This is a genomic window from Arthrobacter ruber, from assembly GCF_002954225.1.
Classification (GTDB): domain Bacteria; phylum Actinomycetota; class Actinomycetes; order Actinomycetales; family Micrococcaceae; genus Arthrobacter_D; species Arthrobacter_D ruber.
This window is the reverse complement of the sequence record NZ_PPTH01000017.1, coordinates 156,020-175,614: the sequence shown is the minus strand read 5'-3', so window position 1 is coordinate 175,614 and position 19,595 is coordinate 156,020. Positions and strand designations below refer to the sequence as shown.

The following is a 19,595-nucleotide window of genomic DNA, read 5'->3' as shown; positions in this document are numbered from 1 at the left end:
CGAGCGGGGCCGCGCTACGCCGGCAAGGACGCGGGAACGACGACGGCGGCCCCCTCGGGAGCCGCCGTCGTCATGCTGTCGATGTGCCTATCCGAAACGACCGGAGACGTAGTCCTCCGTCGCCTTGATCGAGGGCTTGTTGAAGATGGTCGTGGTGTCGTCGTACTCGATGAGCTTGCCCGGCTTGCCGGTGCCGGCGATGTTGAAGAACGCCGTCTTGTCCGACACGCGCGCGGCCTGCTGCATGTTGTGGGTCACGATCACCACTGTGTACTCGGCCTTGAGCTCGTTGATGAGGTCCTCGATGGCCAGCGTGGAGATGGGGTCCAGGGCGGAGCAGGGCTCGTCCATCAGGATCACCTGGGGTGATACCGCGATGGCGCGGGCGATGCACAGGCGCTGCTGCTGGCCGCCGGACAGGCCGGACCCCGGGCGGGCGAGGCGGTCCTTGACCTCGTTCCACAGGTTCGCGCCGCTCAGCGACTTCTCCACGAGGTCGTCGGCGTCCGACTTGCTCATGCGCTTGTTGTTGAGCTTCACGCCGGCCAGCACGTTGTCGCGGATGGACATGGTGGGGAACGGGTTGGGCCGCTGGAAGACCATGCCGATCTGGCCGCGCACGGTCACGGGGTCGACGGCGGTGTCGTACAGGTTGTCGCCGTCGAGCAGCACCTCGCCCTCGACGCGCGCGCCGGGGATGACCTCGTGCATGCGGTTGAGGGTGCGGAGGAACGTGGACTTGCCGCAGCCCGAGGGGCCGATGAACGCCGTCACCGAACGGGCTTCGATGTTGATGTTGACGTCCTCCACGGCAAGGAACTTGCTGTAGTAGACGTTGAGGTCCTTGACGTCGATTCGCTTGGACATTGCTTCCTTATCGGTAATTGCAGCGAGCGGTCAGCGGCTGGTCTTGGGGGCGAACATGCGGGCGATGAACCGGGCGACCAGGTTCAGCAGCATCACCATGAGGATCAGCAGGAGCGCCGCGGCCCATGCGCGCTGTGTACTCGGATCGGGCGCCGTGGGAGAGGTCGGCGTGAGGATCTGGTAGTAGATGAAGGTGGGGAGCGTACTCATCCAGCCGCTGAAGACGTTCCAGTTGATGGAGCTCGCGAACCCTGCCGTCACAAGGATAGGCGCGGTCTCGCCGATGACGCGGGCGATCGAGAGGGTTACGCCAGAGGCGATACCGGAGATCGCCGTGGGGATGACCACGTTGGTGATCGTGCGCCATTTGCGCACTCCCAGGGCGTAGGAGGCCTCGCGGAGTTCGTTGGGCACGATCTTCAGCATCTCCTCGGTGGAGCGGACCACCACGGGGATCATGAGGACGGAGAGGGCGACGGCGGCCACGAATCCCGTCCGGGTGCCCGGACCGAACAGGAGCGCGAACAGGGCTGCTGCAAACAGGCCCGCCACGATCGAGGGGATGCCGGTCATGACGTCCACGAAGAAGGTGATCGCCTTGGTGAGGTTCTTGCCCGCCCCGTACTCGACGAGGTAGACGGCGGTGAGCAGGCCGATCGGCACCGAGATCAGGGTGGCCCAGAGGGTGATCTGCAGGGTGCCGAGCACGGCGTGGTAGGCGCCGCCCAGCACGGGTGTGCCGTTCTCCAGCGCCTGGTTGTCCGTCGCGCCGGTCACTCCGTTCATCGAGGTGAACAGGAAGTTGTAGCTGAGCCCCGGCACGCCCCGCTGCAGCACGGTCCACAGGACCGAGACGAGGGGCAGCAGCGCGATCAGGAAGGCGCCGTACACGAGGTAGGTGACGAGCCGGTCCTTGGCCTTGCGCTCACCCTCGGCCACCGCGGTGACGAGGGTGGCTGCGATCACGAAGACGACGGCGGAGATGACCGCCCAGCCGACCACGCTGAACCCGATGAGTGAGGCGAGCGCCGCCCCGAGGATGACGGAGGCGCCGAGCACCACCCATACGGCGTACGAGGGGAGGTGGCCGCGCGTGAGCTGGGACTGGCGACGCTGGAGTGTCTGGTTCGCTGCCATTAGTTAGCTCCCGAGAATTCTTTGTGCCGCGTGATGATGAAGCGGGCGATCATGTTGACGATCAGCGTGATGACGAACAGCACGAGGCCCGCCGCGATCAGTTCGTTGAGCCGCAGGCCGAACGCCTCCGGGAAGTTCAGCGCGATCTCCGCCGCGATGGTCTGGTTGCCCGTCCTGATGAGGCTGGCCCCGAGCGCGCCCGGCGAGAGGACCAGGGCCACGGCCATGGTCTCGCCCAGTGCGCGGCCGAGACCGAGCATGGTCGCGCTGATGATGCCGGGGCGTGCGAAGGGGAGCACCGCCATGCGGACCATCTCCCAGCGCGTGGCGCCCATCGCGAGCGCGGCCTCCTCGTGGAGGGTGGGGGTCTGCAGGAAGATCTCCCTGCTGAGCGAGGTGATGATCGGGATGACCATGACCGCCAGGACGATCCCGGCGGTGAGCATGGTCTTGCCGGTCTGGCTCGCGGGTCCGGTGAAGAAGGGGATCCAGCCGAGGTTCTCGGCGAGCCAGGTGTAGCCCTTGGCCAGCTGCGGTGCGAGGACGATGTAGCCCCAGGCGCCGTAGATCACCGAGGGGATGGCCGCGAGCAGGTCGATCACGTACCCGAAGGCCCGTGCCAGGCGGCGCGGGGCGTAGTGCGAGATGAACAGGGCGACGGCGATACCGATGGGCGTGGCGATCACGAGCGCGATGATCGCGGCGATGACGGTGCCGATGACGATCGGCAGGATGTAGGAGGTGAAGCCGTTCCCGCCGGTGATCTCCGTGGGGTCGGCGGTGAAGGTCGGTGCGGCCTGCACGAGCAGGAACACGGCGACGCTGAAGAGTACTGCCAGGATCAGGATGCCGGCGGTGAGGGAGATTCCGGAGAAGATCTTGTCGCCTGCGCGGCCTCGATCTGTCGACGCTTTCAGCGTATGGGTTGACACGTCTCTGCCTTCCAGGCGGTCGATTTCGGATGCAGTGACGGCCCGGTGGCGGGCCGAGGAGGGAAGGTCACTGCTGATTCCAGCCGTGAACGGCGGACGGTCCCGCCCGGTCATCATTAGACCAGACGGGACCGGATGCCTTCGCTAGGAAGCGACCTTGATGGAGTCGATGGCCGTCTTGGCCTTCTCGCTGAGGGTCGCGGACAGCGGGGCGTTGCCCGCGGAGGCCTCGGCCTCGGCCTGGCCCTCCTCGCTGATGACGTAGGTGCCGAACGCCTTCACGAGGTCGACCGTCTCCTGGGAGTCGTAGGAGGTGCAGTACACGTGGTAGCTGACGAGGACGACGGGGTAGGCGCCGGACTCGGTGGTGTCGCGCTCGAGCTCGAGGGACATGTCGGTCGCGGGGCGGCCCTCGACCGGCGTGGCGACCTCCACGGCCTTCGCGGCGGCGTCCGAGCTGAGCTCGGTGTACTCCTCGCCCACCTTGACCTTGGCCTTGCCGAGGTCACCGACCGCGGAGGCGTCGGCGTAGGTGATGGCGCCGTCGGTCGAGGTGACCGTCTGCACCACGCCCGAGGTGCCCTTGGCGTTCTCGGACTGCAGTTCCGCCGGCCAGGCACCGCTGACCTCGTAGGTCCAGTCCTGGGGCGCCGCGGCGGCGAGGTAGTCGACGAAGTTCTCGGTGGTGCCGGACTCGTCGGAGCGGTGCACCACGGTGATGGGGGTGTCGGGGAGCTCGACGCCCTCGTTCTGGGCGGCGATCGCGGGGTCGTTCCAGGTGCTGATCTTCTTGCCGAAGATCTGCGCGATGGTCGGGGCGTCGAGGTTCAGCTCGGTGACACCTTCGAGGTTGAAGGCGATCGCGATCGGGGAGATGTACGCGGGGATGTTGATCGCACCGTCGGGGCCGCAGACCTCGGTGGCCTGGGTCATCTCTTCGTCCTTGAGGTAGGCGTCCGAGCCGGCGAACTGCGCGCCACCGCTCAGGAAGGCCTTGCGCCCGGCACCCGATCCGTCCGGCGAGTACTGCACCATGGCGCCCTCGTTGGCGGACTCGAAGCCGGTCTTCCAGGCCTCCATCGCAGAGTTCTGCGAGGAGGCGCCGATGCCGGTCAGGGTTCCTGACACTGCAGTGCCTGCGGCGGCGGAGGAGGCTCCACCCTCCGCGGCGGGCTCGCCGGTGGCGTTGTCGGAACCACAAGCGGTCAGCGCCAGCGCGGCTACGGAGATAACTGCCGCAGCGCGGCCAAAGCGAAGAGCCTTCACTAGATATTGCCCCTTCCAGGGAGGTATTCATCGGTGCACGAATGGCACTCGGTAGAGATGTACGCGTTCTTGTACATCCTCAAGCTAGGCAGTGCAGGTAAAGAGACTGACCAAGGGACGTTAACGGAAGGTGAACAGCACGGGGCCATTGCCCCGCCCAGCCGGTTCCCAGTGGCGGATGAGACGAAGGTCTCGTCCCGGTGCACCTCCTAGACTGGGAGCATGCCGCCGCGCCAGGGACTCTCCGCAACCCTCGCCTTTCTGCGGAAGCGCTCGCGGATAGGGTTCAGGCGCAGTTCCAACTCCGTCATCCCGGCACTCCAGATGACCGTCTGCGCGGTGGGCGCCTACGCCTTCGCGGAGCAGATCCTGGGGCACAATGGGCCGCTGTTCGCGGCGACGTCGTCGATGATCTCCCTGGGCTTCTCCCGGGATCCCCGTCTACGGCGCGTCCTCGAGGTGGCGATCGGCTGCACCCTCGGCATCTCCGTGGGGGATCTGCTGCTCACCTTCTTCGGCACCGGCCTGTGGCAGGCCGCCGCCGTGCTGTTCATCTCGATCCTCCTGGCCCGGTTCCTGGACAGCGGGACCATCTTCACCACGCAGCTCGGGCTGCAGTCCCTGCTGGTGGTGCTGCTCCCGGCCCCGGAGGGCGGGCCGTTCACGCGGAGCGTCGACGCGATCGTGGGCGGCCTGTTCGCGCTCGTGATCACCGTCCTCCTGCCCCGCGACCCGCGCCGCGAGCCGAGGACGAACGTGCGCGGCCTCCTGGGTGAGTTGTCGGGTGTGATCCGCGACAGCGCCTCGGCGCTCCGGCAGAGCGATTCGACGCTGGCCTGGCACGCGCTGGTCCGGGCGCGGAACTGCCAGTCCCAGCTCGACACCCTGACGGGCAGCATGAAGGCCGCGCGGGAGGTCGCCCGCATCTCCCCCGCGTACCGGCGCCACCGCGACGAGATCGGGTCCCTGGGGAGCGCCATCGAGTCGATCGACCTCGCCATCCGCAACAGCCGCGTGTTCTCCCGCCGCCTGACCTCGGCCATCAACCACGCCGCCCTGACCGACGAGGCGATAGAGAGCCTCAGCCAGTCGCTCGAGGACACGGCCGACGCCGTCGACGCACTGAGCCGCGGCCTGTCGGCGCGGGATCCCGCAGAGAGGCGCCTCAACCTGCGCCGGGCACGCGAGGAACTGGCGGCCGTCGCCACCGATCTCCATCCGGACAGCCTGAACATCAGCCGGCTCGAGGGCGAGGGGCTCGTGCTCCTCCTCCGCCCGCTCGTGGTGGACCTGCTCGAGGCCACGGGCCTCACCCACGAGGACGCCGCGGACTACCTGCCCCGGCTCTGAGGCAGCACCAACGGCAGACGGTCACGGCGACTCTGTCGGTGCGCGCCGGTAGCCTGAAAGCATGCCCACGAAGACCTCCCCCGCCGCACGCGCGAGCCGCAGCAACGCGCCGAACTACCGCTGCGCCGAGTGCGGATGGACCACGGCGAAATGGGTGGGGCGCTGCGGCGAATGCCAGGCCTGGGGCACGGTCGAGGAGACGGGCCAGGTGGTCGCCCGCACCACGGCCGCGGCCGCGGTCACGACGCCCGCCCGGCGCATCGCCGACGTCGACGCCACACTGTCAGGGTTCCAGCCGACGAAGATCGACGAGCTCGACCGCGTGCTCGGCGGCGGACTGGTGCCGGGGGCCGTCATCCTGCTCGCCGGCGAGCCCGGCGTGGGCAAGTCCACGCTCCTGCTCGACGTCGCCGCGCGGGTGGCACGGCTGGGCAAGGACGTCCTCTACGTCACCGGCGAGGAGTCGGCGGCCCAGGTGAAGCTGCGGGCGGACCGCATCGACGCGGTGGCCGACTCGCTGTACCTGAGCGCTGAGACCGACCTCGGCCAGGCGCTCGGGCAGGTGGAGAAGATCGACCCGGCGCTGCTCATCGTGGACTCCGTGCAGACCCTCAGCAGTGCGGCCGTGGACGGCAGCGCCGGCGGCGTCACGCAGGTCCGCGAGGTGGCCGCGTCCCTCATCGGCGCGGCCAAGGCCCGCGGCATGACCACCCTGCTCGTGGGGCACGTCACGAAGGACGGGTCGATCGCCGGGCCCCGGCTCCTCGAGCACCTCGTCGACGTGGTCTGCCAGTTCGAGGGCGAACGCCATTCGCGCCTGCGCCTGCTGCGCGCGGTGAAGAACCGGTACGGCCCCACGGACGAGGTGGGGTGCTTCGACCTGACCGACGGCGGCATCGAGGGACTGGCCGATCCCAGCGGCCTCTTCGTCTCCCGTACCAAGGACCCCGTCTCGGGGACGTGCATCACGGTGACGCTCGAGGGGCGGCGGCCCCTGCTCGCCGAGGTGCAGGCGCTGCTGGCTGAATCGCCGAACTCCCAGCCGCGCCGGGCGACGAGCGGGCTCGACAGCTCGCGTGTCGCCATGCTGCTGGCGGTGCTGCAGAGCCGCGCGTCCGTCAGCCTGCACAAGGACGACAGCTACGTGGCGACGGTGGGCGGGGTCCGCCTGACCGAACCGGCCACCGATCTCGCCGTCGCCCTGGCCATCGCGTCCGCCAAGACCGACCACCCCCTGCCCGCGCGGCTCATCGCGTTCGGCGAGGTGGGTCTGGCCGGCGAGGTGCGTCCTGTGCCCGGGATCGGCCGGCGCATCCAGGAGGCGGAGCGCCTCGGGTTCACCCACGCGATCGTCCCGGCCTCCCCCGGCGGTACCGGCCCCGTCCCCAAGGGCTTCTCCGTACGGGAGGTCTCGACCCTCGCGGAAGCGCTCGCCCTCCTGTTCTAGGACGGTGGCGGGCCTGCCCGTGAGGATGCGGCACACGCCCCGAGGGCTCCGCGCCCGGAGTGTTACAGCGCTGCCACCAGGGCCGGTACTGAGGATTTCCTGAGCGCCAGTAGTATTATGTTCGGCTGCGCGGGTACTCCCGTGGCCTCTGCCTGCCGTCCGAGGTTCGATGGCGGCTGCCCGACTGCGCCGGGCCTTCGACAGCGCGGGCGGTGAAAGGATAGGCCATGGTTCGTAGTCCGGAGGACTCGCTGAAAGCCACCCTCGCCAGAGTAGCCCCGGGAACGCACCTGCGCGACGGTCTTGAGCGAATCCTGAGGGGCCGCACGGGTGCGCTGATCGTGCTGGGCTTCGACCGCACGGTGGACTCGATCTGTTCGGGCGGCTTCGACATCGGTATCGAGTTCTCGCCCACACGCCTGCGCGAACTGGCGAAAATGGACGGCGCCATCGTGTGCGACAAGGACGCGAGCCGGATCCTGCGCGCCGCGGTGCAGCTCGTCCCCGATCACACCATCGAGACGCAGGAATCCGGGACGCGGCACCGCACCGCTGAGCGCGTGGCGAAGCAGACCAACCTCCCGGTGATCAGCGTCAGCCAGTCGATGCAGATCATCGCCCTCTACATCGACGGTCTCCGCCACGTCCTCGAGGGGTCCGAGCCCGTGCTGGCACGCGCCAATCAGGCCCTGGCCACACTGGAGCGGTACCGCGCCCGGCTCGACCAGGTCACCAACTCCCTGTCCGCCCTGGAGATCGAGGCGATGGTCACCGTACGGGATGTCGCGGTCACGCTGCAGCGGCAGGAGATGGTACGCAGGATCTCCGAGGAGATCTCCCAGTACGTCCTCGAACTGGGCGTGGACGGCCGCCTGCTGTCGCTGCAGGTCGAGGAACTGACCACCGGGCTCGGCCCCGGTCCCGAGATGGTGCTGCGCGACTACATGGATCTCGGCAACAGCACGGTGCCGCTCGACGAGCGCGTCGCGACGCTGCAGGGCCTCAGTTCCACGGACCTCATCGACCTCGGGACCATCGCGAGCGTGCTGGGCTTCAACCCGTCCGTCGACTCGCTGGAGGCCGTCATCCAGCCGAAGGGCTTCCGCCTGCTCTCCGGGATCAAGGCGGTGCCGCCCGCCGTCGCGAACCGCCTCGTGGAGCACTTCGACGGGCTGCAGAACCTCATGGCAGCGAACATCGACGACCTCATGGCCGTGGACGGCATCGGCGAGCAGCGGGCGCGGACGGTCCGCGAGGGCCTGTCCAGGATCGCCGAGACGAGCCTCCTCGACCGCTTCATGTAGCGCTCGCCCGCGCTACCGCAGCGTGAACTCCACGGGGCTGCTGTCGCGGACCCCGAGCTTGGTGGTGAGCGCGTACTCGCCTGCCCCGGGCTTCTCGTCCGCCGGGGTGCAGCCCGGCATGCTGCGGTTGCGCCCCCACTCGAACCGCGCCCGCTCGTCGGCGCCCGCTTCGATGGTGTGCTCGAGGTCCTGCGAGGCCTGCTGGCAGTCGATGGAGGAGAACACGCGCTCGTCGCCGCTGGTCACCAGGAACTCCATCTGCGACGTGCCGACGTTCACACTGCAGGCCGTGTCCCCCGTGTTGCGGACCACGAGGGTCAGGACCACCATGTCATCCGGCCCGTACTCCTGCCGGTCGGTCTCGGCCTCGACCACCACCGTGCCGGGGTCGCATGCGTCGGCGGCGGACGACGACGTGGCCGAGGCGCTGGGTGACGGCGTCGCACCGGGTGTCGGGGTCCTGCTGGGTGTCGGTGTCGCCGTCGGTCCGGCCGGAGCCGTCGTCGCCGATGCGGTGGGGCCGGCCGACGGAGTCGGATCCGCGGAGGGGGTTCCGACCGGTGCCGGAGGGTCGCCCGCAGCTGTGTCCTGGCCACGGCCGAGCGCTCCGGCGAGCGCCGCGCCACCGACGGCGAGGGCCGCGACGACGAGGAGCGCGAGGAGGATCACGACCAGGCGCCGTCGGCGATAGATCGCTGGGCTCGGCCTCCGCCTGCTGCCGGTCCGTCCGCCCCTGCCGTGGTCGCCGCCGTGCCCCGTTGATGCCATCCATCAAGGCTAGGGAGGGTCCCGCGCATTCTTCAGGCCACCACGCCGGTGGATAGAGTATTGACCGAAATGACCCAGGAGCACCCATGACCCCCGGCAGCGCGACGAGTCCCGGTCCGGCGCGCCCGGCCGGTCGCACTTCCTCGCTCCCGCAGGATCGTCTCGCGCGGGACCTCCAGGTACGGGACCTCCATCTGCGGCTGACCGACTGGTTCGCGGAAGCCGCCCGGGATCTGCCGTGGCGGGACCCGGGGTGCTCCCCGTGGGGCATCCTCGTCAGCGAGGTCATGCTGCAGCAGACCCCCGTGGTCCGGGTCCTCCCCGTGTGGCGCGAGTGGCTGGACCGCTGGCCGAGCCCGGCCTCCCTCGCGGCCGAGCCCTCAGGAGCCGCGGTGCGCCACTGGGGCCGGCTCGGCTATCCCCGCCGCGCCCTCCGCCTGCACGCCGCGGCTGCGGCCATCGTGGCGCAGCACGGGGGCGCGGTGCCGTCCACCTACGACGAGCTGCTCTCCCTTCCCGGGATCGGCACCTACACGGCCGCCGCGGTGGCATCCTTCGCGTTCGGCCGCCGGGAGACCGTCGTGGACACCAACATCCGGCGCGTCCACGCCCGGCTCTTCGGTGGTGCAGCCCTTCCCGCCCCGGCGCTGACGGCCGCCGAGACGAAGCGGGCCGTCGAGCTGCTGCCCGACGACACCGCCCTGTCGGTGCGCTGGAACGCGGGCGTGATGGAGCTGGGCGCCGTCGTCTGCACGGCCAGGAACCCTCTGTGCGATGCCTGCCCGGTCCGGGACGCATGCGCCTGGGTAGCGGCGGGACGGCCGGCACCCGAGTACGTGCCGAAGGGCCAGGCCTGGGCCGGGACGGACCGGCAGGTGCGTGGCGCCATCGTCGCCGTCCTGCGGGACGCCGACGCCCCCGTTCCGCGGTCGATGCTCCTGGAGGCTCCGGTGGATCTCGCCATGGGCGCCGACGTCTCCCTGCAGCCTCCCGACCGCGGGCCGGGCGCGTTCGCCGCACTGCACGGGCTGCGCGCGCCCGCGGAGCAGCTCGAGCGCGCGCTCACCGGCCTCCTGGCCGATGGTCTCGCGGAGGAGGTCGACGGCGGGGTCCGCCTGCCGGCCTGAGGCGGACCCGCCGCACGGGAAGCAGGGCCCGGCGCCGCTCAGGCGGGTTCGCCGAAGCCGGACTCGACAGCCTGCCCGATGAAATCGACGGCCGCCTGCGCGTCCGGACCCCTGGCCTCCACCGTCACCGTCTTCCCCTGACCGAGTCCGAGGCTCATCAGCAGCATCACCGACTTGCCGTCCACCCCGTTGACCGTCACCTCCGCGTCGAGGTCCGCGAGGCCCGTGGCGAGCGTGGCAGCGGGCCGGGCGTGCAGACCCATCTGGTTCGGCAGGGTCCACGAGCCGCCGGCCGTCGGTCCTGCGGACGCCTCCGCTGCAGCCGACGACGCGCCGTCGGAAGCCCCGCCCTGCCCCGGGGACGCCGCGGCGTGACTGACGAAGGGCTCGAACTCCTCGGGGCGGACGGACACCACGGCACCCTCCGCCGCCCTGACCACCTCGTCGAGGGAAGCCCCGCCCTGGGCGTGCACGGCAGCCGCGATCGCTCCCTCCACCAGGGCCGCCTGGGCGAGCCGGACCGACTCCCGCGCCTCGGGCTCGAGGAACTCGAGCACCATCTCCGCCGTCATCACCGCGGAGCCGAGGTCGGTCAGGACCACCACGCCGTCGCCGCCCGAGGCCTGCTCGATCCCGGCCTGCACCCGCTCGAAGCTCGTGCCGATACGGGCGGGGCCCGGTCCGTCCTCCGCTCCTCCGGCGGCGACCAGGACGACGTCGGGCGCCATCTGCGCGGCCAGCTCGACGACGCCCTCGGCGATCTTCTCGCTGTGCGAGACGATGACGAGTGCGACGCTCACGCGACCTCGCCCCCGGCCGCCGCTGCGGCCGCCGTCAGGATCAGGGCCGACGACACCGCGCCCGGGTCCTGGTGCCCGGCACTGCGCTCACCGAGGTAGCTCGCCCTGCCCTTGCGTGCGATCAGGGGTTCGGTGGCCACCGCACCCGCATGGGCGGCGTTGGCGGCGGCCGCGAGCACCTCCGGGGCGGTCGCTCCGGCCTGGGCAGCGGTCTCGGCGGACTCGGTGGCGGGTGTCCAGGCGTCGACCATGGTCTTGTCCCCCACCTCGGCCTTCCCACGGGCCACGATGCCGTCCCGCGCCGCCCTGATCATGCCGGCGGCCGCGTCCGCATCGATCTCCCCCGCCTCCCCGAGGGACGTGGCGGCGCGGAGGAAGGCCGTCCCGTACAGCGGTCCCGCGGCTCCGCCGACGGTGGACATGAGCGTCATGGCGACCAGCTTGAGGACCGCCGCCGGCGTGGCGGGCGGCTCACCGGCGTCGAGTTTGGCGATGACGGCGCTGAACCCCCGGTCCAGGTTCTCCCCGTGGTCCGCGTCGCCGATCACCCTGTCGAGGTCGATCAGCAGGGCGCGGTTCTCCGCGACCACGCGCGCGGTCTCCTGGATCCACCGCACGGCCCACCGGGTGTCGAGGGATTCGGCCATCCTCATGCCCCCCAGCGCAGCGCGGCGGTGTGCACCGGGGTGTCCCAGAGCTCGAGCATCTCGTCGTCGGCCCGGAGGATGGTCAGGGATGCTCCCTGCATCTCGAGCGCGGTGATGTAGTTGCCGACGAGGGACCGCTCGATGCTGACACCGAGGTCCCCGAGAAGCTGTGCGACCTTCCGGTACATGATGTACAGCTCGCTCGCGGGCGTGCCGCCCATCCCGTTGACCATCACGATCGTGCGGTCTCCGGAGGTCAGTTTGAGGTCGGCCACGATCGGGTCGAGGAGCCGCTGCGTGATGCCGTCGACCTCCTCCATGGCGATCCGGTGCCGGCCCGGTTCCCCGTGGATGCCGATCCCGATCTCGATCTCGTCCTCGGCGAGCTCGAAGCTGGGCACGCCCGCGTGCGGGACGGTGCACGCCGCGAGCGCGACCCCCATGGAGCGGACGCCGTCCACGACGCGCTGGGCCACGGCGGTGACACCGTCGAGGTCGTCGCCGCGCTCGGCGGCCGCACCGGCGATGCGCTCCACGAGGACGGTCCCTCCGACGCCGCGGCGGCCCGCCGTGTACAGCGAGTCTTCGACGGCCACGTCGTCGTTCACGAGGACGGAGCGCACCGACACGCCGTCGGCCTCCGCCATCTCGGCGGCCGTCTCGAAGTTGAGGACATCGCCCGTGTAGTTCTTGACGATGTGGAGGACGCCCGCGCCGCCGTCGACGGCCGCGGTGGCGGGGATGATCTGGTCGGGTGTGGGGGACGTGAAGACCGCGCCCGGGACCGCGGCGTCGAGCATCCCTCGTCCCACGAAGCCCGCATGAAGTGGTTCGTGGCCGCTTCCGCCTCCGGACACGAGACCCACCTTGCCCTGCACGGGGGCGTCCCTACGGGTGATGAAGAGCGGTTCCGGATGGACGGTCACGAGGTCGGCATGCGCGATGCCGAATCCTTCGACCGATTCGTCGACCACGGCTCTGGGGTCGTTGATGAGCTTCTTCACGACGGCTGCTCCTTGACTGCGAAGGGACGTTCTGACGGCCCTGCAGCCCGCCTTCCATGGACCACCCCGGCCACTGGTGACATTACCGTCCGTTCCTGCCCCTGCCTATAGCCCCGCCGTCGGGCGGAGAACGCCTGAGGGAGGGACCCGCAACGGGTTCCCTCCCTCAGGAGACCGAGCCGCTCGCTCAGGCGTGCGGCCGGGATGGATCAGTGGCCCTTAAAGGCGTCCTTGATGTTCTCTCCGGCGTCCTTGAGCTTGGAGGTCGCCTGGTCCTTGTGGCCCTCGGCCTCCAGGTTCTCGTCGCCGCTGGCCTTGCCGAGGCCTTCCTTGACCTTGCCGCCCAGGCCTTCGCTCTTGTTCCCGATCTTGTCATCCAGTCCCATGATTCGGACCTCCTTCAGCTCGGTGTACGGCCACCGGTTCCGGTGGCCTGCCCGCATCCCGTTCAGGAATGCTAAGCACTCTTACCTTATCCTCCGGGATCCGGGGAAAGCCAGCCGCCCCGCTCAGAGTTCCCTGATCATCCGCGTGTTCCCGAGTGTGTTGGGCTTGACGCGGGCCAGGTCGAGGAACTCCGCGACACCCTCGTCATGGGAACGCAGGAGCTCGGAGTAGATGCGCGGATCGATGGCGGACTGGTCCGCCATGACCTCGAAACCGTGGCGGCGGAAGAACCCCACCTCGAAGGTCAGGCAGAAGACGCGGCTCACCCCGAACCCGCGGGCCTCGTCCAGTAGCTCCTCGACGAGCGCGTGGCCCACACCGCGTCCCCTGGCCGCCGGGGCCGTGGCGAGGGTGCGCACCTCGGCGAGGTCCTCCCACATGATGTGCAGTGCCCCGCAGCCGAGCACCTCGCCGTCGTCGGACTCGGCGATGCGGAACTCGGGCAGGCCCTCGTAGTACGCCACCGTCTCCTTGGCCATCAGGACGCGGTCCTGGGCGAGCGGCTCGACGAGCGCCTTGATGGCAGGGACGTCCGAGGTGCGCGCGCGGCGGATGGTGAAGGGGGTCACCCGCTCCACTCTACCGAGCCCACCCCGCCACGCCGGGGCTGCTATGCGCCTCCGCCTCCCTACAGGACGGCGTCCCTGCAGGAACAGCGGAACCCGCCCTGGTGACCAGGGCGGGTTCCGCTGTTGCCGTTCCGAACGGGCAGTGCTACTCGGAGACGGTCGCCTCCAGGGCGGCCGGTGCATCCTCGAGCTCCTTGGGAGCTCCGTGGCCCACGAAGGTGAAGTGCGCATCGACGCCCTCGCCCTCGACGTCCACGTCGACGCGCTCCCCCGACTTCAGGTCCCCGAAGAGGATCTTCTCGGAGAGCTGGTCCTCGATCTCGCGCTGGATGGTGCGGCGCAGGGGCCGTGCACCCATCGCGGGGTCGTAGCCGCGGGTGGCAAGGAGGACCTTGGCCGCGGGGGTGAGCTCGATCGTCATGCCCTTGTCCGCCATGCGGCGGCTCAGGCGCTCGAGGAACAGGTCCACGATCTGGACGATCTCGTCCTGGGTGAGCTGCGGGAACACCACGGTGTCATCGACGCGGTTCAGGAACTCGGGGCGGAAGTGCTGCTTGAGCTCCTCCGTGACCTTGGCCTTCATCCGGTTGTAGCTCGTGGTGGTGTCGGACCCGGACTGGAAGCCCGTCATAACACCCTTCGAGATGTCGCGCGTCCCGAGGTTGGTGGTCATGATGATCACGGTGTTCTTGAAGTCCACCATGCGCCCCTGGCTGTCCGTCAGGCGGCCGTCCTCGAGGATCTGCAGGAGCGAGTTGAAGAGATCGGCGTGCGCCTTCTCCACCTCGTCGAAGAGCACCACGGAGAACGGCTTGCGGCGGACCTTCTCGGTCAGCTGGCCGCCCTCCTCGTAGCCCACGTAGCCCGGAGGGGCACCGAAGAGCCGCGAGACGGTGTGCTTCTCGGAGTACTCGGACATGTCCAGCGTGATGAGGGCGTCCTCCTCGCCGAACAGGAACTCCGCAAGAGCCTTGGCGAGCTCGGTCTTGCCGACGCCGGTAGGGCCGGCGAAGATGAACGAGCCACCCGGGCGCTTCGGATCCTTGAGGCCGGCACGCGTACGGCGGATGGCCTGCGAGATGGCCTTGATGGCCTCGTTCTGCCCGATGACCCGCTTGTGCAGCTCGGCCTCCATGTTGAGCAGTCGCGAGGACTCGGCCTCGGTCAGCTTGAACACGGGGATGCCCGTGGAGTTCGCCAGCACCTCGGCGATGAGTTCCTCGTCCACCTCGGCGATGTCGTCGAGTCCGCCGGACTTCCAGCGGCGCTCCTTGTCGCTGCGCTCGTCGTGGAGCTTCTGCTCCTTGTCACGCAGCGACGCGGCACCCTCGAAGTCCTGGGAGTCGATGGCCGACTCCTTCTCGCGCTTGACGTCGGCGATGCGCTCGTCGATCTCCTTAAGCTCCGGCGGGGCCGTCATCCGGCGGATGCGCAGGCGCGCCCCCGCCTCGTCGATGAGGTCGATCGCCTTGTCCGGCAGGAAGCGGTCCGAGATGTAGCGCTCGGCCAGCGTCGCAGCGCTGGACAGGGCGCCGTCGGTGATGGAGACGCGGTGGTGCGCCTCGTAGCGGTCGCGCAGGCCCTTGAGGATCTCGATCGCGTGCGCCACGGAGGGCTCGGCGACCTGGATGGGCTGGAAGCGGCGCTCGAGGGCGGCGTCCTTCTCGATGTGCTTGCGGTACTCGTCCAGCGTGGTGGCACCGATGGTCTGGAGCTCACCGCGTGCGAGCATGGGCTTCAGGATCGACGCGGCGTCGATGGCACCCTCGGCGGCACCCGCACCCACGAGGGTGTGGATCTCGTCGATGAACAGGATGATGTCACCACGGGTGCGGATCTCCTTGAGGACCTTCTTGAGCCGCTCCTCGAAATCACCGCGGTAGCGTGAGCCGGCCACGAGGGACCCGAGGTCCAGCGTGTACAGCTGCTTGTCCTTGATGGTCTCCGGGACGTCGCCGCGTACGATCGCCTGGGCGAGGCCCTCGACGACGGCGGTCTTGCCGACGCCCGGCTCACCGATCAGCACGGGGTTGTTCTTGGTACGGCGGGAGAGGACCTGCATGACGCGTTCCATCTCCTGCTCGCGCCCGATGACGGGGTCGAGCTTGGACTCGCGCGCGGCCTGCGTGAGGTTGCGCCCGAACTGGTCCAGCACCACCGAACCGGCCGGGGTCCCCTCCTGCTGGGGGCCGCCGGCCGCTGCCGGCTCCTTGCCCTGGTAGCCGGACAGCAGCTGGATGACCTGCTGGCGGACCCGGTTGAGGTCGGCCCCGAGCTTCACGAGGACCTGCGCGGCGACGCCCTCACCCTCGCGGATGAGACCGAGCAGGATGTGCTCGGTACCGATGTAGTTATGGCCGAGCTGAAGAGCCTCCCGCAGGGAGAGCTCCAGCACCTTCTTGGCCCGGGGGGTGAAGGGGATGTGACCGGACGGGGCCTGCTGGCCCTGACCGATGATCTCCTGAACCTGCTCCCGTACGGCGCCCAGCGAGATGCTGAGCGACTCCAGGGCCTTGGCGGCTACACCCTCGCCCTCGTGGATGAGGCCAAGCAGGATGTGCTCGGTGCCGATGTAATTGTGGTTGAGCATGCGGGCCTCTTCCTGGGCCAGCACAACAACTCGACGGGCACGATCTGTAAATCTCTCGAACATCAGACACACACTCCTAGCTAACGCGTAATTCGATGCTACGGGCACGGGGTGTGCTTTGGGCGCGTGTTCGCCACAGGCGAGATACCGCCGGAGGGCTTCCCCTCCGGCGCCCGGAGGGGGTGGTCAGCGCTGGGCGGCGCGGTACGCCTCCACGATCTCGCTGTTGACGCGTCCGCGGGAGGAGACGTCGTAGCCGTTCTCGCGGGCCCACTCGCGGATCTGGGCGGCCTCCTGGTTGCGGGCCGGGGCCGGCGCGGCCGGGGCGCTGGACCGCTGCTTCGAGGAGTTGCTGCGGCGGGCGGCGGCCACGTAGTCGCCAAGGGCCGCGCGGAGCTCCGAGGCGTGTGCCTCCGAGAGGTCGATCTCGTACTGCACGCCGTCCAGGCCGAAGCGCACGGTCTCGTCGGCCTCGCCGCCGTCGATGTCATCGATGAGAATGATCTTTACCTTCTGCGCCACAATGCTCTCCTGATTTTCCTCGAAATGAAATGACCCCTGGATGATTATGGGCCACTATTCAATCGAGGTCAAAGAAGGGCATTCACCTGGGATCTATTTCCGGATTGTCTTTCTTCTCGTCCGCCGCCGCACGGCCACGCGCGTCCTCGGCGTCCTGCAATTCCTCGGCCTTCGCCATGGCCTCGCGTTCCGCGCGGTCCGCGTTGAATATGGCCTTGATCACGAAGTAGAAAAGGACGGCCAGGCACACGGACGGCAGCAGGACGGCGACATATTCCATGATTACTGTCCCGCCTCGGGCTTGAGAATGGGGAAGAGGATCGACTCGCGAATTCCGGCGTTCGTGAAAAGCATCACGAGCCGGTCGATTCCGAGGCCTATGCCGCCCATCGGGGGGGCGCCGTATTCGAGGGCGCGCAGGAAGTCCTCGTCCAGCTGCATCGCCTCGTCGTCGCCGGCGGCGGCCTGGCGCGACTGCTCGGTCAGGCGGTCGCGCTGGATGACGGGGTCGATGAGCTCGGAGAACGCCGTGCCGCGTTCCATGCCGCCGATGATGAGGTCCCACGCCTCGATGAGGCGCGGGTCCTCCCGGTGCGGCCGTGCCAGGGGCTGCGCCGAGGGCGGGTAGTCGTAGACGAACGTCGGCTGGATGAGGGTGGGCTCGACGATCTCGGAGAACAGTTCGAGGACCATCTTCTCGGCACCCCAGGCCGGGTCCAGCGGGACCTCGTGCCGTTCCGCGACGGCCAGCAGCTCCTCCGCCGCCGTGTCCGGCGTGATCTCCTGGCCCACGGCCGAGGACAGGCCCGGGTACACACCGAGCCAGGCCCACTCGCCGTCGAGGTCGATCGTGCCCTTCGCCGTCTCGATGGTGCGCGATCCCAGCAGGTCGGCGCAGGCGAGGATCATCTCCTTCATCCGCTCGGCCATCACGAACTGGTCCGCGTACGCCTCGTAGCACTCGAGCATCGTGAATTCGGGGCTGTGCGTCGAGTCGACGCCCTCGTTGCGGAAGATCCGGCCGATCTCGTACACGCGGTCGATCCCCCCGACCACGGCGCGCTTGAGGTACAGCTCCAGCGCGATCCGGAGCGTCATCTTCTGGTCGAACGCATTCAGGTGCGTCTCGAAGGGGCGGGCCGTGGCGCCGCCGTGGACGAGCTGCAGGACGGGCGTCTCCACCTCGATGTAGTCGCGGCTGTTGAGCGTCTCGCGCAGGGTCCGGGTGATGGCCGCGCGGGTGCGCACCATCTGGCGGGCCTCCTCGCGCACCATGAGGTCCACGTAGCGCTGGCGGACCCGCGTCTCCTCGTTCACCCCGGCGTGCAGGGTGGGCAGCGGCCGCAGGGCCTTGGAGGCCATGGTCCAGGAACCCGCCATGACGGAGAGCTCGCCGCGCCGCGAACTGATGACCTCACCCGAGACCTGGACGTGGTCGCCGAGGTCCACGAGCGCCTTCCACTGCGCCAGGCTGTCCGCACCGATCTCGGCGAGGCTGAGCATGGCCTGCAGCCGCGTGCCGTCGCCCTCCTGCAGCGTGGCGAAGCACAGCTTGCCGGAGTTGCGGATGAACACCACGCGCCCGACGACGGCGACCTGCCGGCCGCTGGACTCCCCCGTCCCGAGCTCGGCGAACTGCTCGCGGACCTCGGCGAGGGAATGCGTACGCTCGGGCCGGACCGGGTACGGCTCCAGGCCGGCATCGAGCAGGGCCGCCCGCTTCTGCAGCCGGAAACGCATCTGCTCGTTGAGGTCGTCCGGGGTCAGGGTTTCGTCAAGGGTCACGGAACACAAGTTTACGGCTCCCTGCGGGAGGTGCGGCGGGGAGGGGGTGTGCGTCAGCCCACAGCCGGCAGGACGGCGTTGTCGATGAGCCGCACGGCGCCCACCCTCGCGGCGACCACCGCGAGTGCGGGGCCCACCGCGGCGTCGTCCCCCGGTGCAGGGTGCGCGCGCGGGGTGAAGGTGGACGCGTCGACGACCTCGAGGTAGTCGAGGTCCACGCCCTCACGGGCGTCGATCTCCGCGCGGGCGCCCGCGAGGTCGAGGGGCTCGCCCCGCTCGGCGCGGGCACGGAGGGATCCCAGCACACGGGAGAGGACGAGGGCGGCGCTGCGCTCCTCGGCGTCCAGGAAGCGGTTGCGGCTGGAGAGGGCCAGGCCGTCGGTGTCGCGCACGATCGGCACGCCCTCGATCCGGACGGGGACGTCGAGGTCGAGCACCATGCGGCGGATGAGCGCGAGCTGCTGGGCGTCCTTCTCGCCGAAGTACGCGCCGTAGTCCGCATCGGTCCCCGGCAGCCCGAGGTTGAGCAGCTTCGCGACGACCGTGAGCATGCCGTCGAAGTGGCCGGGCCGCGACGCCCCCTCGAGCACCTCCCCCGCACGGCCGGCGCTCACGCGGACCAGCGGCTCGCCGCCCGGGTACATGTCCTCGACGGAGGGGGCGAAGACGACGTCCACGCCGCAGGCCCCGAGGAGCCCCAGATCGGCGTCGAGGGTGCGCGGGTAGCGGTCGAGGTCCGCCTGGTCGCCGAACTGCAGGGGGTTCACGAAGATGGACACCACGACGACGTCGCTGGCGCGGCGCGCGGTCCGCGCCAGGGTGGCGTGGCCCTCGTGCAGGCCGCCCATGGTGGGGACGAGTCCGAGCGTCGGCCGGCCGGCAGCGCCGCGGCGCGACCGTGCGCCGTCGAGCAGGGCGGTGGTCGCCGCGCGCAGGTCGGCGGGAGTGGAGACGAGGAGCGGGGTGGCCGGGCGCGGGGTGCCGGTCGGTGTCACGGAGGGTCCTTCCAGGACGGGGTCGGGGTGCCGGTGGC

Annotated in this window: 19 protein-coding genes; 4 read left to right on the top strand and 15 right to left on the bottom strand. The window is 69.6% G+C overall.

Features of this window, described 5'->3' with window-relative positions; genetic code table 11:
* Nucleotides 1-87 precede the first annotated feature (87 nt).
* The 4 genes from pstB to CI785_RS11900 form a co-directional block, all read right to left on the bottom strand.
* Nucleotides 88-867: a phosphate ABC transporter ATP-binding protein PstB gene (gene pstB / locus CI785_RS11915; protein ID WP_105032316.1), complete on the bottom strand. Its 780-nt coding sequence runs from the start codon at nt 865-867 to the stop codon at nt 88-90.
* 30 nt (nt 868-897) lie between these two features.
* A complete protein-coding gene (pstA, locus tag CI785_RS11910) occupies nt 898-2,004 on the bottom strand; it encodes a phosphate ABC transporter permease PstA (protein WP_105032315.1) in 1,107 nt (368 codons plus the stop codon).
* Nucleotides 2,004-2,936 (bottom strand): phosphate ABC transporter permease subunit PstC, encoded by a 933-nt coding sequence (pstC, locus tag CI785_RS11905; protein WP_105032314.1) that lies wholly within the window; start codon nt 2,934-2,936, stop codon nt 2,004-2,006. The genes pstA and pstC overlap by 1 nt, the downstream gene beginning before the upstream one ends.
* A 144-nt stretch (nt 2,937-3,080) precedes the next feature.
* Complete coding sequence (locus CI785_RS11900) at nt 3,081-4,202, bottom strand: phosphate ABC transporter substrate-binding protein PstS (protein WP_105032313.1); 1,122 nt, start codon at nt 4,200-4,202, stop codon at nt 3,081-3,083.
* A 222-nt stretch (nt 4,203-4,424) separates the two neighbouring features.
* Between CI785_RS11900 and CI785_RS11895 the strand changes: the two genes are divergently transcribed.
* From CI785_RS11895 to disA, 3 genes are all read left to right on the top strand, one after another.
* Nucleotides 4,425-5,552, top strand: a complete 1,128-nt coding sequence (locus tag CI785_RS11895) for an FUSC family protein (protein ID WP_105032312.1) — start codon at nt 4,425-4,427, stop codon at nt 5,550-5,552.
* Nucleotides 5,553-5,613: 61 nt separating this feature from the next.
* On the top strand, nt 5,614-6,999 hold the full coding sequence (gene radA / locus CI785_RS11890; RefSeq protein WP_105032311.1) for a DNA repair protein RadA: 1,386 nt from the start codon (nt 5,614-5,616) through the stop codon (nt 6,997-6,999).
* Between the two features lie 227 nt (nt 7,000-7,226).
* On the top strand, nt 7,227-8,303 hold the full coding sequence (gene disA, locus CI785_RS11885) for a DNA integrity scanning diadenylate cyclase DisA (RefSeq protein ID WP_105032310.1): 1,077 nt from the start codon (nt 7,227-7,229) through the stop codon (nt 8,301-8,303).
* A gap of 12 nt (nt 8,304-8,315) precedes the next feature.
* Here disA and CI785_RS11880 read toward each other — a convergent pair whose 3' ends face one another.
* The gene (locus CI785_RS11880) at nt 8,316-9,071 is read right to left on the bottom strand and encodes a hypothetical protein (RefSeq protein WP_157940249.1); all 756 of its coding nucleotides are present in this window, start codon (nt 9,069-9,071) and stop codon (nt 8,316-8,318) included.
* Nucleotides 9,072-9,157: 86 nt separating this feature from the next.
* On the opposite strand from CI785_RS11880, the gene CI785_RS11875 reads away from it, so the two are divergent.
* Nucleotides 9,158-10,198, top strand: coding sequence for an HhH-GPD family protein (locus tag CI785_RS11875; RefSeq protein WP_105032308.1), 1,041 nt, complete (start codon nt 9,158-9,160; stop codon nt 10,196-10,198).
* Between the two features lie 38 nt (nt 10,199-10,236).
* Here CI785_RS11875 and dhaM read toward each other — a convergent pair whose 3' ends face one another.
* The 10 genes from dhaM to panC all read right to left on the bottom strand — a co-directional run bounded on the left by dhaM (nt 10,237) and on the right by panC (nt 19,557).
* Nucleotides 10,237-10,998, bottom strand: a complete 762-nt coding sequence (dhaM, locus tag CI785_RS11870; RefSeq protein ID WP_105032307.1) for a dihydroxyacetone kinase phosphoryl donor subunit DhaM — start codon at nt 10,996-10,998, stop codon at nt 10,237-10,239.
* Nucleotides 10,995-11,651 (bottom strand): dihydroxyacetone kinase subunit DhaL, encoded by a 657-nt coding sequence (dhaL, locus tag CI785_RS11865; RefSeq protein ID WP_240615172.1) that lies wholly within the window; start codon nt 11,649-11,651, stop codon nt 10,995-10,997. Before dhaL ends, dhaM begins: the two co-directional genes overlap by 4 nt.
* Nucleotides 11,648-12,649 carry a dihydroxyacetone kinase subunit DhaK gene (dhaK, locus tag CI785_RS11860; RefSeq protein ID WP_105032305.1) on the bottom strand — a complete coding sequence of 334 codons (1,002 nt, stop codon included), beginning with the start codon at nt 12,647-12,649 and terminating at the stop codon, nt 11,648-11,650. The genes dhaL and dhaK overlap by 4 nt, the downstream gene beginning before the upstream one ends.
* 209 nt (nt 12,650-12,858) lie before the next feature.
* The gene (locus CI785_RS11855; protein WP_105032660.1) at nt 12,859-13,035 is read right to left on the bottom strand and encodes a CsbD family protein; all 177 of its coding nucleotides are present in this window, start codon (nt 13,033-13,035) and stop codon (nt 12,859-12,861) included.
* 123 nt (nt 13,036-13,158) lie between these two features.
* Entirely contained in the window at nt 13,159-13,665 is a 507-nt protein-coding gene (locus CI785_RS11850; protein ID WP_105032304.1) for an amino-acid N-acetyltransferase, read from the bottom strand.
* A 145-nt stretch (nt 13,666-13,810) separates the two neighbouring features.
* Nucleotides 13,811-16,318, bottom strand: coding sequence for an ATP-dependent Clp protease ATP-binding subunit (locus CI785_RS11845; protein WP_105032303.1), 2,508 nt, complete (start codon nt 16,316-16,318; stop codon nt 13,811-13,813).
* 123 nt (nt 16,319-16,441) lie between these two features.
* Nucleotides 16,442-16,777: a histone-like nucleoid-structuring protein Lsr2 gene (locus CI785_RS11840; protein WP_105032302.1), complete on the bottom strand. Its 336-nt coding sequence runs from the start codon at nt 16,775-16,777 to the stop codon at nt 16,442-16,444.
* Between the two features lie 82 nt (nt 16,778-16,859).
* On the bottom strand, nt 16,860-17,057 hold the full coding sequence (locus tag CI785_RS11835) for a hypothetical protein (RefSeq protein WP_105032301.1): 198 nt from the start codon (nt 17,055-17,057) through the stop codon (nt 16,860-16,862).
* 2 nt (nt 17,058-17,059) lie between these two features.
* A complete protein-coding gene (gene lysS / locus CI785_RS11830) occupies nt 17,060-18,517 on the bottom strand; it encodes a lysine--tRNA ligase (protein ID WP_105032659.1) in 1,458 nt (485 codons plus the stop codon).
* 98 nt (nt 18,518-18,615) lie between these two features.
* Nucleotides 18,616-19,557 (bottom strand): pantoate--beta-alanine ligase, encoded by a 942-nt coding sequence (panC, locus tag CI785_RS11825; RefSeq protein ID WP_105032300.1) that lies wholly within the window; start codon nt 19,555-19,557, stop codon nt 18,616-18,618.
* Nucleotides 19,558-19,595 lie beyond the last annotated feature (38 nt).

Excerpts from the sequence above, each read along its gene's own strand:
- pstB (WP_105032316.1), bottom strand. The coding sequence starts at position 867 with ATGTCCAAGCGAATCGACGTCAAGGACCTCAACGTCTACTACAGCAAG.
- CI785_RS11880 (WP_157940249.1), bottom strand. The coding sequence starts at position 9,071 with ATGGCATCAACGGGGCACGGCGGCGACCACGGCAGGGGCGGACGGACC.
- CI785_RS11855 (WP_105032660.1), bottom strand. The coding sequence starts at position 13,035 with ATGGGACTGGATGACAAGATCGGGAACAAGAGCGAAGGCCTGGGCGGC.
- CI785_RS11845 (WP_105032303.1), bottom strand. The coding sequence starts at position 16,318 with ATGTTCGAGAGATTTACAGATCGTGCCCGTCGAGTTGTTGTGCTGGCC.
- disA (WP_105032310.1), top strand. The coding sequence starts at position 7,227 with ATGGTTCGTAGTCCGGAGGACTCGCTGAAAGCCACCCTCGCCAGAGTA.
- CI785_RS11875 (WP_105032308.1), top strand. The coding sequence starts at position 9,158 with ATGACCCCCGGCAGCGCGACGAGTCCCGGTCCGGCGCGCCCGGCCGGT.
- CI785_RS11895 (WP_105032312.1), top strand. The coding sequence starts at position 4,425 with ATGCCGCCGCGCCAGGGACTCTCCGCAACCCTCGCCTTTCTGCGGAAG.
- pstA (WP_105032315.1), bottom strand. The coding sequence starts at position 2,004 with ATGGCAGCGAACCAGACACTCCAGCGTCGCCAGTCCCAGCTCACGCGC.
- dhaL (WP_240615172.1), bottom strand. The coding sequence starts at position 11,651 with ATGAGGATGGCCGAATCCCTCGACACCCGGTGGGCCGTGCGGTGGATC.
- lysS (WP_105032659.1), bottom strand. The coding sequence starts at position 18,517 with ATGCGTTTCCGGCTGCAGAAGCGGGCGGCCCTGCTCGATGCCGGCCTG.
- CI785_RS11835 (WP_105032301.1), bottom strand. The coding sequence starts at position 17,057 with ATGGAATATGTCGCCGTCCTGCTGCCGTCCGTGTGCCTGGCCGTCCTT.
- radA (WP_105032311.1), top strand. The coding sequence starts at position 5,614 with ATGCCCACGAAGACCTCCCCCGCCGCACGCGCGAGCCGCAGCAACGCG.